Raw genomic sequence first — 13,975 nt, 5'->3', positions numbered from 1 at the left:
ACGCCGATGGCCGAGGTCAGGCTTGATCAACTACGCAAGGAGTTCGTCGGCAACGTCGCGGTCGAGGGGCTGGACCTGATCATCCGGGACCGCGAGTTCCTGACCCTGGTCGGGCCGTCGGGCTGCGGCAAGACCACCACGCTGCGGATGGTCTGCGGGCTGGAGAAGTCGACCAGTGGCAGCATCAGCTTCGACGACGTGCCGGTCGGCCACCTGCCGGCCAATCGGCGCGACGTCGCGATGGTGTTCCAGAGCTACGCCCTCTATCCGCACAAGACGGTCGCCCAGAACATCGGCTTCGCGCTGAAGATGATGCGGGTGCCGAAGGCCGAGATCGATCGCCGGGTGGCTGAGGTGGCCGAATCGCTCGGCATCGCCAACCTGCTGGAGCGACGCCCGAAGGCCCTGTCCGGCGGCCAACGGCAACGAGTCGCGCTCGGCCGGGCGATCATCCGCGATGCCGGCGCGTATCTGCTCGACGAGCCGCTCTCCAACCTGGACGCCCAGCTCCGGGCCGGGATGCGGGCCGAGTTGAAGCGACTACACGCCGACCTCAGCCGGACCTTCATCTACGTCACTCATGATCAGGTCGAGGCGATGACCATGTCCGACCGGATCGCCGTGATGAAGGACGGCGTGCTGCAACAGTGCGCGTCGCCGACCGAGGTCTACGAGCACCCGGCCAACATGTTCGTTGCCTCCTTCATGGGCTCGCCGGCGATGAACTTCCTCACCGGCGAGCTGCGATCGGTCGGCAACGAGCGTCGCTTCATCAACTCCGCCGTTGATCAAGCGGTCCCGGACGGGACCCTCGATCCGGTCGGCCGCGAAGCCGTCCTCGGCGTCCGACCCGAACACGTCCGGGTCTCCGACGTGCCCTCTGATCATTCGGCCCCGGCCCGCCTCTTCATCGCCGAGCCGCTCGGCTCGGAGGTGCTGCTCACCCTGGAGCTCGGCGGCGAGTTGATCAAGGCCAAGGTCGAAGCCCCCTTCCGCGCCGAGCCCGACACCCCGCTCCACCTCACCCTCACCCCCAACCGCCTGCACCTCTTCGACCCGGCCGCCGACGGCCAGACCCTCACCGCTCCCTGAGCCCGAATCCACCGATGATCTTGGAACCGTGGTGGTGCATCCCTGTTCGGACGGGGGAGCCGGTCGCTCGGTTCGTTCCCTGAGCTTGTCGAAGGGCAAGCCAGGCGGGCCTCTCCCTGGGGTTTCGGCCTGTCGGCCGGAAAGATGCGCCAAGAACGGGCGGGTTGGAGTGGTCGGCGGGAACCACGGCCGACCAGGGTTTCGGCGACGGGTTCGATGCACTCGCCGAGAGTGACCCTATCCACCTTGAATCTCGGCCGAAGCGGTGGGAAAGGCGCCCCTCGGTGACCTGCCATGGGAGTTGTCCACAGGTTGAGGGCGGTCGGGTGGCGGATATCCGGGTTTGGGCGCAGGGTGCGGGGATGGGGGAACTTCCTAGACTGCTCACGGTACGGAGCGCTCGCCGCCTCGGCGTGACGGCGCGTCAGCTCGAGGGCCGGCGGTTCCGGCGGCTGATTCGTGGTGTGTACGCCTTCGGTCCGGAGGACCCGACGCTGACCGAGCGAGCGGCGGCTGCCCTGCTGGTCCTGCCGAAGGGCGCCGTGATCACCGGTGTCACGGCGCTCTGGCTGCATGGGGCCGAGATCGGATCGGCCTTGCCGATCCGAGTTGCGGCCGCGGGCACTCGGCAGACCAAGCTGGCGGGCGTCCGACTGTCCCGGCGGAGCCGGCCACCCGAGGCACGCGGCCGCGTCGCCGTTCCATCGGCCGCCTGGCTCGCCGCCTGCGATGATCTTGATCTAGTTGAAGCCGTGGCCGCCGCGGACCGGCTGATCCGGCTGGGCAAGATCACCGAGCGCGAGCTGCGCGGGGTCGCCGACGAGGCCACCGGGCGCGGGTGTCGGCCGGCCCGGCGGGCCGCCGCCCTGGCTCGTGCAGGAGTGGACTCGCCGCGAGAGACCCGGCTCCGACTCCTGCTGGTGCTGGCCGGGCTGCCGGAGCCGGCCTGCAATGTGATGATCGGCAGTCGCACCGAACCGATCGGTCACTTCGATCTGGTGCTGGGCGAGTTCATGATCGTCATCGAATACGACGGTGATCATCATCGAACCGATCCGTTGCAGTGGAGCCGCGACATCGCCCGCCACGAGGCCGCAGTCAAAGCGGGCTACACGGTCATCCGGGTCACCAATGGCCGGATGGTCCAGCCGCGCGAGATCGCCGGGACCGTGCATGCTCTCCTCATCGAGCGCGGCTACCAGGGCCCGGCGCCGACCTTCACACCCGACTGGAGCGCCCTGTTCGAGCCATCCGACCATCGAGAGTGACCTTTTCCACCCCCGATCGGCTCGATCCGAGTGGATAAGTTCACTCTCGGCGGCCACATTCGCGGTCCGGGTGGTCGCGCCGCTGGGTCAGCCCTGGCGCACAGACCCGGCCCGACCAACCCTCACTCCGACCGGCACCCGGCGGCGATCCCCACCGACCGCGAGCCCCACCGACCGCGAGCCCCGCCCGTCCTTGATGCCTCTTTCCCGGCCGTCAGGCCGAAACCCGGAGAACCGGCGCAGTGTGGCATTGCCCCCTTCGACAGTCTCAGGACATGCTTCGACAGGCTCAGGGAACGGAACAAGCCCGGCTCAGCTCACCGGCCCGGTTGCGGCGCCCATCGGTGGATCCAGGCTGAAGGAACGGCACAGACGTACGATCGACTCATGGCAGCGCGGCCGCGCTCACGGAACCTGATCCGGGCCATGGTGGCCCTGGCCGGTGTGCTGGCTGCCGCCCTGATCATCTCGCTCATGATCGGGTTCGGGCCGGTGCCCGGCGTATGCCTCTCGTTCTCGGCCTCGATCGAAGCCGGCGCTCACGGTGATCCGACGCCCGAGGCCGCTTTTCAACGCTGGTTGGCGGAGGGCGCCCGGCCGTCGACGCCGCGGTCCGGCTGGACCGCCGTCGAGCGACCCGATTCGATCCTGATGGTCAATGGTCGTAGCACCGTCAACATCCTCGACCTCCGCGGCGGTGGCGGCTCTGGCTGGACGGTCAACGGGGCCCAATGCTACTGACGGTGCTCAGTCCGCGTCGCCGCGGATGAACTCTTCGACCAGGTCGCGGGCAGTGGAGTCGTCGTACTGCTTCGGCGGGCTCTTCATGAAGTACGCACTCGGGGCGTCGACCGGGCCGCCCTGGCCGCGGTCCATCGCGATCTTGCAGGCGCGGACGGCGTCGATGATGATGCCGGCGGAGTTGGGGGAGTCCCAGACCTCGAGCTTGTATTCGAGCTGCACCGGGACGTCGCCGAAGCCGCGGCCCTCCAGTCGGACCAGGGCGTGCTTGCGGTCGGCCAGGAACGGGACGTAGTCGCTCGGGCCGATGTGCACGTCGGCGTCGGCCATTTCCCGCGGCACCTGGGAGGTGACGGCCCGGGTCTTGCTGATCTTCTTCGACTCCAGCCGGGAGCGTTCCAGCATGTTCTGGAAGTCCATGTTGCCGCCGAAGTTCAGCTGATAGGTCCGATCCAGGGTGACGCCGCGATCTTCGAACAGCTTGGCCAGGACGCGGTGGGTGATCGTCGCGCCGACCTGGCTCTTGATGTCGTCGCCGACGATCGGCACCCCGGCGGCGCGGAACCGCTCGGCCCACTCGGGGTCTGAGGCGATGAACACCGGCAGCGCGTTGACGAAGCCGACGCCGGCGTCGATCGCGCACTGGGCGTAGAACTTGTCGGCCTGCTCGGACCCGACCGGGAGATAGGACACCAGCACATCGGCGCGGGACTGCCGCAGCGCCGCGACCACGTCGGCGGCCGGCCGCGCGGACTCGGTGATCGTCTCCCGGTAGTACTCGCCGAGTCCGTCCAGGGTCGGACCGCGCAGCACCTCGACCCCGGTCGGCGGCACGTCGCTGATCAAGATCGTGTTGTTCTCGCCGGCGTGGATCGCGTCGGCAAGATCGGCGCCGACCTTCTTCGCATCGACATCGAAGGCGGCCACGAACTCAAGATCACCGACGTGGTACGGGCCGAACCTGACATGCATCAGCCCGGGGATCGCCTTGCCGAGTGGCGCGTTGCGGTAGTAGTGAACTCCCTGTACCAATGAGGACGCACAGTTGCCGACACCGACGATGGCCACCCGAATCGAAGTCACCCGGTGAGGCTAATCGAGCCGCCCGCCGCGGGTATGTCCGGTCAATCGCGCCCGGCTCAGCCTCGGCCAAGGTTTGTTACAAGTTGGTGCCGGGGATTTACGGCCGCCCGAAAATAGTTATTATGGTCCAACCAAAGCGGCAACGGTGCTCAGTGCCTCCGCCGCGAGTCCGGGTTGAGAGGTGGAATCAATGGAGACATCCGTATCGCCGGGTGGCCTTCCCAAGGTGGCCGGGAGCCGCCGGGACTTTCTGCGGATTTCTGGCGCGCTCGGCATCGCCGCGACGGGGACCTGGTCGCTGACCGGGTGCAACGTCTTCGGCAGCCAGCCGCAACAGCAGGAGGGCGCCAAGTCGCTGCGGATCTCCTACGTCACTGTCGAGACCGTCGATCCGCAGGTGATCACGAACGGCATGTGGATCCTGACCCGAGGCATCCTGGAAGGCCTGGTCACCCAGAAGGAGTCCGGAGACGACGTCGATCCCGCCGTGGCGGAGGAGTGGTCGATCTCCGAGGACAACCTGACCTACACCTTCAAGTTGCGCGACAGCGCGACCTGGTCCAACGGTGATCCGGTCACCGCGCACGACTTCGAGGCGACCTACAAGCGGCTGTTCACGCCGTCCGGCGCCAGCGCCGGCGGCACCACGCTGGGTGCCAACTCCTACCAGGCCTCGACCGGCATCAAGGGCGCGGTCGAGTTCCTCTCCGGTGCGCTGACCGACTGGTCGCAGGTGGGCGTCAAGGCCACCGGCGACAAGGAGTTGGTGATCACACTGGCCAATCCGAACCCGGATCTGCTGCCGGCGCTGAGCCACCCGTCGCTGCTGCCGCTGCACATGAAGACGGTCGAGGAGAAGCCGGACGACTGGCAGAAGCCGCCGAACTTCATCACCAACGGCCCGTACGCGGTGCAGGCCTGGGTGATCAACTCCAGCCTGGACCTGGTGCCCAACGAGAAGTACTGGGACCGGGGCAATGTCTTCTACGACACCATCCAGGTGCAGTTGATCGAGGCGACCGCGAGCGGCACCCAGACGGTCCCGTACGAGAACAACGAGACCGACATCGTGACCATCCCCGATGTCGATGTCGCCCGGTTCAAGAAGGATCCGGAGCTGTCGCAGCATCTCAAGTCGGTCGACAACTACAGCGTCGCCTACCTGGCCAAGCTGCGCAGCGAGCACCCGGCCCTGGAGGACGTCCGGGTCCGGCAGGCGCTGTCGATGGCGATGAGCCGGGACACCCTGGCCGGCGTGGTGACCGGCGCCAAGGCGGGCCAGACCCTGGTGCCCGGCCGGGTCAAGGGCTGGGACGACAGTTTCGCACTGGGCGAGGACATCGAGCAGGCCAAGCGGCTGCTGGCCGAGGCCGGCTATCCCGACGGCAAGGGGCTGCCGGAGATCCGGATCCTGTCCGGCCAGGACAGCCCGATCGTCGCCGCGCTGGCCGACGTCTGGCAGAAGAACCTCGGCATCAAGGTCCGGCCCGACATCGTCGAGGCGGGCGTGTACGTCGAGCGCCGGTGGCAGGTGCAGAAGGGCGACTACATCGGCTTCTACTTCGGTACGTTCGCCGGCCTGCCCACCTGGCCGACCTACACCGGGTCGCTCTGGTCGCCGATCGACGTGCAGAAGTTCAGCCTGCCGGCGGCTTCCTGGGCCGAGTACCAGAAGACGGAGCAGGACAAGGAGCTCGACGCCGGCACCAAGAACAAGCGGCTGGCCGCACTGCTGAAGGAGAAGAGCTCGCCCCGATCGCGCGAGATGGGCGAGCTGGTCGCGCAGGGCTATGCCGAGCCGGACGCCGCCAAGCGGTTGGCGATCTTCAAGCAGGCGGCCGGCCTCCGGGAGCAGGAATCGCTCTACATCCCGGTGCTCTGGCTCAGCGTCTACTTCGCGGTGCGGCCGACGATCGACGGCATCGTGATGCGCGCCTACCCCGACTACTTCTACCTCAAGGGTCTGAAGCCGAAGGCCTGACGGCCCGCGGCACTCAGACGATCATCGACGAGGAGGATGAGGCGTGGGATTCGCCAGATATCTCGCCAGCCGGGTGATCCGGCTGGTGCTGTCCCTGATCGCGGTGTCGATCATCGCGTTCACGCTGCTTCAGTTGGCCCCGGGGAGTTTCGCCGACATCGCCCGGGTGAGCAGCGGCGCCACCAACATCGGCAGCGCCGGCACCGAGCAGATGGTGACGGAGCTGGAGAACCGTTACGGCGAGGACAAGCCGGCCTGGCAGCAGTACCTGATCTTCATGAAGGGTGCGATCACCTGGGACTTCGGCCCGTCCTACAAGTACGCCGGGCAGGACGTGCAGGACATCATCGCGACCGCGTTCCCGGTCTCGGCCACGCTGGCGATCATTGCCGTGATCCTGGCGTTGTTGATCTCGGTGCCGATCGGGGTCTTCGCCGCGCTGCGCAAGGACTCGGTCGGTGATCACGGCACGATGTTCGTGGTCACGCTGGGGCATGCGCTGCCCAGCTATCTGACCGCGGCGTTCCTGATCTTGCTGTTCACCGCGACCCTGCACGTGCTTCCATCCAGCGGCTGGGACGGTCCGGTGAACATGATCATGCCGGTGCTGGCGCTGGCGCTCGGCCCGGTGGCGGTGCTGGCCCGTTATGTCCGCTCCAGCATGCTGGAGACGCTCCGCGAGGAGTACGTCACCGCGGCGCTGGCCAAGGGCGGCCCGTACAGCACGGTGGTGATCCGGCACGCGCTGCGCAACTCGCTGATCCCGCTGGTCACCGTGGTCGGCCCGCTGTTGGCCGGGCTGATGACCGGCACCGTGTTCGTCGAGACGTTGTTCCGGATCCCGGGGCTGGGGCTCTACTTCACCCAGGCCGCGGCCAGCCGGGACATGCCGCTGCTGATGGGCACCACGCTGTTCTTCGCGTTGATCTTGATGGTGGTGAACCTGATCGTCGATCTGATCTACGGTGCGCTGGATCCCCGGATCCGGACCGAGGCGGCCCGCGGCCGCGGATTCATGCGAGGGGGGAGGAAGCTGTGGCAACAGTCGAGAGTGCAGCCGACGTCGGTCTAGCACCGGTGGCGGCAACCCGCGAGGTGGTGACCAAGAGCCCGCTCCGGCACGCCTGGGACCGGTTCCGTCGCAACAAGCTCGCGCTGGGCAGCCTCATCTTCTGTGGCTTGTTGATCATCGTCGCGCTGATCGCGCCACTGATCGCGCCGTTCCACTACACCGACACCGATTTCGACAACATGATGGTCGGCCCGGGCGTGGGCGGCCACCTGCTGGGCACCGACGCGCTCGGCCGGGACGTCTTCAGCCGGGTCCTCTACGGCCTGCGGACCGCCCTGTCGGTCGCCTTCGGCGCCGAGGTGACGGCGCTGGTGCTGGCCTTGATCATCGGCCTGCTCGCCGGCTACGTCGGCGGTCGGCTGGAGTCGGGGCTGATGGCCGGCACCGACATCATGTACGCGTTCCCGAGCTACCTGTTCGCGGTGGTGCTGGTGACCGTCCTCGGCCGCAGCATCTTCGCGTTGATCTTGGCCATCGGCATCGCCTCCTGGGTCACCCAGGCCCGGCTGGTCCGGGCCCAGGTGCTCACGCTGAAGCAGCGGGAATACGTCGAGGCGGCACGCGCGATGGGTGCCTCGGGCTTCACCATCGCGGTGCGCTACATCCTGCCGAACGCGATCGGGCCGATCCTGGTCACCACCAGCTTCGGCATCCCGGCGGCGATCGGGGCGGAGGCCGGTCTGGCCCTGCTCGGGCTCGGCGTCGAACCGCCGACCCCGTCCTGGGGCGGGATGATCTCCGAGGGCGTCCGGTCGCTGCTCTCGGCGCCGCACCTGCTGCTGTTCCCGGCCGCACTGTTTGCCCTGACCCTGCTGGCGTTCACCTGGGTCGGCGACGGCCTCCGGGACGCCTTCGACGCGAGTGGTGATCAGCGATGAGTCTGCTCGAAGTGAGGGACCTGCGGACCGAGTTCCGTCGCTCCGACGGTGAGCGGCTGACCGTGGTCGACGGGCTCAGTTTCGACGTCGAGCCGGGGAAGGCGCTGGCGATCGTCGGCGAGAGCGGCAGCGGCAAGAGCGTCACGGTGCGCAGCCTGCTCGGCCTGCTACCGAAGACCGCGAAGGCGGCCGGCAGCGCGCAGTTCCAGGGCAAGGATCTGCTCAAACTGAAGCAGCGCGAGCTGCGCCGGATCCGCGGCCGGGACATCGGGATGGTGTTCCAGAACGCCATGGAGGCGATGAATCCGACCCTGACGGTGGAGCGGCAGCTGACCGAGCACCTGCTCTGGCACGGCATCTGCGGCAAGGCCGAGGCCCGGCAACGGGCCGTCCAGGCGCTGGGCGATGTCGGCATCCCCGAGCCCGAGCGCCGGGTCCGCATGTATCCGTTCCAGATGTCCGGCGGAATGCGGCAGCGGACGATGATCGCGATGGCGATGATCACCCGGCCGGCCTTGTTGATCGCCGACGAGCCGACCACCGCCGTGGACGTGACGATCCAGCGACAGCTGCTGGATCTGCTGGCCGGGCTGAAGGAGCAGGGCACCGGCATCATCATGATCACCCACGATCTCGGGGTGGCCCGCTACTTCTGCGACGACGTGATGGTGATGTATGCGGGGCAGGTGATGGAGCGGGCGACCACGCTGGAGCTGCTGGACCGGCCGCGGCACCCGTACTCGGTGGGTCTGATCGGCTCGAGCATCGAGGTCGGCGGCCGGGAGCTGCCGCTGATCCCGATCCCGGGCAGCCCGCCGGACCTGGCCCGTCGCCCCGCCGGCTGCCCGTTCCATCCGCGCTGTGCCCAGGCGGAGCAGCCGCGCTGTTCCGAGGAGCAGGAGTTGATCAAGCTCGACGCCGGGCCCGAGGCGAACGGGACCACGGCCCACGGCCACGGCGCGGCGTGTTGGAAGGCGGCGACCCTTGTCTGAGCCAGCGAAGCGCACGTTCTCCGACCCGCCGGCCGACGTGCTGGTCCGGGTCGAGGCGGTGACCAAGATCTTCTCCAGCCGGGCCGGTGACACGGTGGCGGTGGACAACGTCTCGATCGACGTACGGACCGGCGAGACCGTCGGCATCGTGGGCGAGAGCGGCAGCGGCAAGTCGACCCTGGCCCGGTTGATCATGGGCCTGCAGCCGGTCACCTCCGGCCGGGTGACGTTCGCCGGTCAGGAGCTGACCGCGCTGACCGGCAAGGAACAGCGGGCCCTGCGCGGCAAGATGCAGATGGTCTTCCAGAATCCGTACGGGTCGCTGCTGCCGCACTACACCGCGGTCGGCAACGTCGCGGAGCCGTTGCGGCTGCACAACCGCGGCACCCGGGAGTCCCGCCGCGCCAAGGCGCTGGAACTGCTGGAGTTGGTCGGGGTCAACCCGCGCTTCGCCGACCTGTCGCCGCGGCAGTTCTCCGGCGGCCAGCAGCAGCGGATCGCGATCGCCCGGGCGCTGGCCCTGGAGCCGGAGCTGCTGGTCTGTGACGAGCCGACCTCGTCGCTGGACGTTTCGATCCAGGCCCAGATCCTGACCCTGCTGGAGGACCTGCGCGGCCAGCTCGGCCTGTCCTGCGTCTTCATCTCGCACAACCTCGCCGTGGTGGAGCGCCTGGCCGACCGGGTCGCCGTGATGCGGACCGGCAAGATCGTCGAGGAGGGCCCGACCGAGCAGCTGTTCGGCGACCCCCAGGACGACTACACCAAGGACCTCCTGGCCGCCGTCCTCCCCGTCCGCGCCGGCACCTAACCCCCGCCGACCCGTCACTAGTGCACCGGTTTTTGCGGCGTGTCGGTGCACAAGTGACGTCTCGACGCCGACAGTTCGGGCCTCGAGACCCTGCCGGACCCTGCGTACGGTGGAGTCATGGATGTCGCCATCGGCCTGCAGCTCTACTCGGTCCGGGAGTCGCTCAAGCGTGATCCCTGGGGCACGCTCGAAGTCCTCGGCGAACTCGGCGTGCGCCGGATCGAGGCCGCCAACCACAACGCCGCGGTCGACGACGGGGTCGGCTTCGGGGTGCCGGCGGACGAGCTGACCGAGCGGCTGCGGACGTACGGCCTCGAGCTCGTCGGCTGCCACGTCAACCCGCTCGACCTTGATCGACTTCCCGTCGTGCTGGACTATCACCAGCGGGTCGGCAACCGGCAGATCGGCTGCGACATCGAGTTCTATCCGTACGGTGATCGCGACTACGTGCTGCGCCGGGCCGAGACGTTCAACGAGATCGGCCGGCTCTGCGCCGAGCGGGGGATGCGGTTCTATTACCACAACCATTATCAGGAGTTCCAGGAGCTGGACGGCACCCCGATCTATCAGTTGATCTTGGATCACACGGATCCGGAGCTGGTCTTCCTCGAGCTCGACACCTACTGGATGTATCGCGGCGGGCAGGACCCGATCGACTGGATGCGCCGCTACCCGGATCGGGTGATTCTGCTGCACCAGAAGGATTTCCCGGCCGACGCGCCGCAGCCGCTGAACCTGTATGACGGCGTGGTCGACCCGTCGGGTCCGATCACCATGGAGTCGTTCCAGGCCACCCTGGAGCCGCGCTGCTTCACCGAGATCGGCACCGGCACGCTGCCGATCCCCGCCATCGTCGCCGCGGCCGAGGCGCTGCCGAATTTCGAGTGCCTGCTGCTCGAGCAAGATCACACCGCGCTGGCCGAGCTCGAGTCCGTCCGGGTCAGTCTCGAGGCGTTCGGCCGTCTGACGGCCTAGGGCAGGTGCTTGCTCGTTCCCTGAGCTTGTCGAAGGGCGAGGCCGGGTTCCGTCGTTGCGTCGTGAGCGCAATGATCATCTGGTCTGCCCCCTTCGACAGGCTCAGGACATGCTTCGACGGGCTCAGGGAACGAGCAGCTAGTGCTTGGCGAGCCAGTCTCGGACCAGGTTGCTCAGCTCCACCGGGGCGTCGTACTGGATCAGGTGACCGGCCTCGGGCACCTCGGTGTAGGTGGCATCGGTGATCAACCCGGCCAGCCGGCGTCCGGTGGTGGTCGGGATCCAGGTGTCGTCGGCGCCCCAGATCACGTCGGCCGGGAGCTCCAGCTCGGGCAGCCGCTCCTCGATCTTGGCCAGGTAGGTCTCGTCGTACTGGGCGATCTGCCGGTAGAAGGCCGGCTGACCCTGGTCGGTGGTCCAGGGCTCGACCAGCGCGGCCAACTCATCCTCGCGCAGGCCCCGGTGGCTGGCCCCGCGGATGTAGGCGTCCAAGATCGCCGCGTGGATGTAGGGCGGCAGCTGGTCCAACACCGTCGGATGATCTTGGACGAACTTGAAGAACGGTGAGCCGCTGGGCGGGATCGCGACGACGTCGACCAACAACAGCGCCGCATACCGGGCCTGCTCGAACAAGGCGGCGCCGAGGCTGACCGCACCGCCGAAATCATGAGCGATCACCAGCGGTCGGTCGAGTCCCCAGTGATCGAGCAGGGCGGCGAAGCCGCGGGCCTGGGTGGCGAAGTCGACCGCATGGTCAGGGTCCTTCGACGACCGGCCGTAGCCGGGCAGGTCCCACAGGTGCACCGTGAACTCGTCGGTCAACGCGTCGGCGTAACGGGACCAGACCACCGACGACCACGGCGTCCCGTGACAGAAGACGAGATCCGGTCCGCTGCCGGCCCGTCCGTACGCTATCCGTCGTCCCTGCCACTCGAACTCGTCCGTCAACCGCATCCGGCCAGCCAACCACACCCGGTCAGGTCACCGGGCGGAAGCCCAGCCGGTGCTGCCGAGACGTCACTTGTGCACCGACACGCCGCAAAACCCGGTGCACTAGTGACGGGTCGGCGGGGTTTTTACCAGATGCGGACGCGGTGGGTGGGGGCTAGGTAGAGGGCGTCGGATTCCTGCACGTTGAAGGCTTCGTAGAAGGCGTCGACGTTGCGGACGATCTGGTTGCAGCGGAACTCGGGCGGGGAGTGCGGGTCGACGGCGAGGCGCTGCAGGACGGTCTCGTTGCGGGCCTTGGTCTGCCAGACCGCGGCCCAGCTGAGGAACAGGCGCTGCACCCCGGTGTAGTCGTCGATCGGGGCCGGATCCTGATCCCCGGTCGCGATCCGCCAGGCCTTGAGCGCGATCGACAGGCCGCCGAGGTCGCCGATGTTCTCGCCGATGGTCAGCGAGCCGTTGACCTTGTGGCCGGGCGTCTGCTCCGGCTCCAGGGCGTCGTACTGCTCGACCAGGGTCGCGGTCCGCTGCTCGAAGGCGGCCCGGTCATCAGCGGTCCACCAGTCGCGCAGGGCTCCGTCACCGTCGCAGGTGGAACCTTGATCATCGAAGCCGTGGCCGATCTCGTGGCCGATCACGGCGCCGATCGCGCCGTAGTTGACCGCGTCGTCGGCGTGCTCGTTGAAGAACGGCGGCTGCAGGATCGCGGCCGGGAAGACGATTTCGTTGCGCAGCGGGTGATAGTAGGCGTTGACCGTCTGCGGCGTCATCATCCACTCCTCGCGGTCGACCGGCTGGCCGATCTTGGCGAGGTTGCGGCCGATCTCGAACTGGACCGCCCGGGCGACGTTGCCGACCAGGTCGTCCCGGATGATCTCCAGCGAGGAGTAGTCGCGCCACTTCGACGGAAAGCCGATGTGCGGCCGGAACTTGCCGAGCTTGTCCAACGCCTGCTGCTTGGTCTCCGCGGTCATCCAGTCCAGGTCGGTGATCGACTGCCGATAGGCCTCGATCAGGTGCCCGACCAGCTCGTCCATCCGCTCCTTGGCGGTGGGGGAGAAGTGCCGGTCGACATAGACCTGACCGACCGCCTCGCCGAGCGAGCCCTCGACCAGCTCGACGCCGCGCTTCCAGCGCTCCTTGAGCTTCGGCGTGCCCGACAGGGTCGTGCCGTAGAAGGAGAACCGCTCGTCGACGAAGGCGCTGGAGAGGTACGGCGACAGCGAGGAGATGATCTTCCACCGGGCCCAGGCGCGCCAGGAGTCGAGCCGGTTGCGGGTCAGCAGTGCCGCCGCCTCGGAGAAGAAGGACGGCTGGGTGACGACCAGCTCGGCCATCAGTTCGCGGTCGATGCCGAGGCCCGCCGCGTACTCCGGCCAGTTCAGGTCGGGGTAGTTCGCCTCGAACTCGGTCAGCGACATCAGGTTGTACATCAGCCGCAGGTCGCGGCACTTGACCTTGTCCCAGTGCGCGGCGGCGATCTCGGTCTCCAGGTCGAACACCCGCTTGGCCTGGGTGGCCGGGTAGTCGACCCCGGCCAGCTCGAACGACGCCGAGATGTGCTCCTGATACTTGGTCCGGATCTCCGCGTGCGCCTCCAGCCGGTAGTACTCCTCGTCCGGCAGCCCGAGCCCGGACTGGCCGACGAAGATCACCGACCGGTTCGGGTCGCCGGGGTCGGACTCGACGTCGATCGCGACCAGGCCGGAGATGCCGCGGCGGAAGAAGCCGCCGAGCAGCCGGACCAGCTCGGCCGGCGTGTCCACCTGGTCCACCTCGGCCAGCAGCCCGGCCAGCGGGGTCGCGCCGGCGGCCTCCACGGCCTCGGCGTCCATGAAGCTGGCGTACAGGTCGGCGATCTTGGCCTCGTTGCTGCCCGGCGCCCCGTCGGTGATCCCGGTGATGATGTCCCGGACGGCCGCCTCCGCCGCGTCCCGCAGCCCGATGAAGACGCCGGCCATCGGCTTGTCGTCCTCGATCGTGGTCTCGGCGATCCAGCGGCCGTTGACGTGGCGGTACAGGTCATCGGTGATGCGTACGTTGCGATCGAAGCTGGAGAAGTCGATCGCCGGCACGGCGGCAGTCTCAGTCACGCAGGCATGGTAATCCAGGGCGAAAAGCGCCGCGCCGATTGCTC

At 68.0% G+C, this 13,975-nt stretch carries 12 protein-coding genes; 9 read left to right on the top strand and 3 right to left on the bottom strand.

Annotated features, from left to right (window positions below):
• The first annotated feature begins 6 nt into the window (after window positions 1-6).
• From FNH24_RS10490 to FNH24_RS10480, 3 genes are all read left to right on the top strand, one after another.
• Window positions 7-1,092, top strand: a complete 1,086-nt coding sequence (locus FNH24_RS10490; protein WP_152362124.1) for an ABC transporter ATP-binding protein — start codon at window positions 7-9, stop codon at window positions 1,090-1,092.
• Between the two features lie 362 nt (window positions 1,093-1,454).
• Window positions 1,455-2,360 carry a DUF559 domain-containing protein gene (locus FNH24_RS10485; RefSeq protein ID WP_152362123.1) on the top strand — a complete coding sequence of 302 codons (906 nt, stop codon included), beginning with the start codon at window positions 1,455-1,457 and terminating at the stop codon, window positions 2,358-2,360.
• A 426-nt stretch (window positions 2,361-2,786) separates the two neighbouring features.
• Complete coding sequence (locus tag FNH24_RS10480; protein ID WP_152362122.1) at window positions 2,787-3,101, top strand: hypothetical protein; 315 nt, start codon at window positions 2,787-2,789, stop codon at window positions 3,099-3,101.
• A gap of 6 nt (window positions 3,102-3,107) precedes the next feature.
• Here the strand turns inward: FNH24_RS10480 and FNH24_RS10475 are convergent, their stop codons facing one another.
• Window positions 3,108-4,184 (bottom strand): inositol-3-phosphate synthase, encoded by a 1,077-nt coding sequence (locus tag FNH24_RS10475; protein ID WP_152362121.1) that lies wholly within the window; start codon window positions 4,182-4,184, stop codon window positions 3,108-3,110.
• Between the two features lie 190 nt (window positions 4,185-4,374).
• Between FNH24_RS10475 and FNH24_RS10470 the strand changes: the two genes are divergently transcribed.
• The 6 genes from FNH24_RS10470 (at window position 4,375) to FNH24_RS10445 (ending at window position 10,890) form a co-directional block, all read left to right on the top strand.
• The gene (locus tag FNH24_RS10470) at window positions 4,375-6,165 is read left to right on the top strand and encodes a peptide ABC transporter substrate-binding protein (RefSeq protein WP_152362120.1); all 1,791 of its coding nucleotides are present in this window, start codon (window positions 4,375-4,377) and stop codon (window positions 6,163-6,165) included.
• Window positions 6,166-6,208: 43 nt separating this feature from the next.
• Window positions 6,209-7,237 carry an ABC transporter permease gene (locus tag FNH24_RS10465; protein ID WP_152362119.1) on the top strand — a complete coding sequence of 343 codons (1,029 nt, stop codon included), beginning with the start codon at window positions 6,209-6,211 and terminating at the stop codon, window positions 7,235-7,237.
• Window positions 7,238-7,242: 5 nt separating this feature from the next.
• A complete protein-coding gene (locus tag FNH24_RS10460) occupies window positions 7,243-8,115 on the top strand; it encodes an ABC transporter permease (protein ID WP_170304489.1) in 873 nt (290 codons plus the stop codon).
• Window positions 8,112-9,107, top strand: coding sequence for an ABC transporter ATP-binding protein (locus FNH24_RS10455; RefSeq protein ID WP_152362117.1), 996 nt, complete (start codon window positions 8,112-8,114; stop codon window positions 9,105-9,107). Before FNH24_RS10460 ends, FNH24_RS10455 begins: the two co-directional genes overlap by 4 nt.
• Complete coding sequence (locus FNH24_RS10450; RefSeq protein ID WP_152362116.1) at window positions 9,100-9,915, top strand: ATP-binding cassette domain-containing protein; 816 nt, start codon at window positions 9,100-9,102, stop codon at window positions 9,913-9,915. The genes FNH24_RS10455 and FNH24_RS10450 overlap by 8 nt, the downstream gene beginning before the upstream one ends.
• Before the next feature lie 117 nt (window positions 9,916-10,032).
• Window positions 10,033-10,890, top strand: a complete 858-nt coding sequence (locus FNH24_RS10445; RefSeq protein WP_152362115.1) for a sugar phosphate isomerase/epimerase family protein — start codon at window positions 10,033-10,035, stop codon at window positions 10,888-10,890.
• A 138-nt stretch (window positions 10,891-11,028) separates the two neighbouring features.
• Here the strand turns inward: FNH24_RS10445 and FNH24_RS10440 are convergent, their stop codons facing one another.
• Both FNH24_RS10440 and FNH24_RS10435 read right to left on the bottom strand, forming a co-directional pair.
• Window positions 11,029-11,844: an alpha/beta fold hydrolase gene (locus FNH24_RS10440; protein WP_152362114.1), complete on the bottom strand. Its 816-nt coding sequence runs from the start codon at window positions 11,842-11,844 to the stop codon at window positions 11,029-11,031.
• Window positions 11,845-11,966: 122 nt separating this feature from the next.
• Window positions 11,967-13,931, bottom strand: coding sequence for a M13 family metallopeptidase (locus FNH24_RS10435; protein WP_152362113.1), 1,965 nt, complete (start codon window positions 13,929-13,931; stop codon window positions 11,967-11,969).
• Window positions 13,932-13,975: the final 44 nt, after the last annotated feature.

Origin of the sequence: Microlunatus speluncae, from assembly GCF_009299835.1 — a bacterium.
Classification (GTDB): Bacteria; Actinomycetota; Actinomycetes; order Propionibacteriales; family Propionibacteriaceae; genus Microlunatus; species Microlunatus speluncae.
Note: the sequence above shows the minus strand (reverse complement) of the source record. Positions and strands in the feature narration are given on the sequence as shown.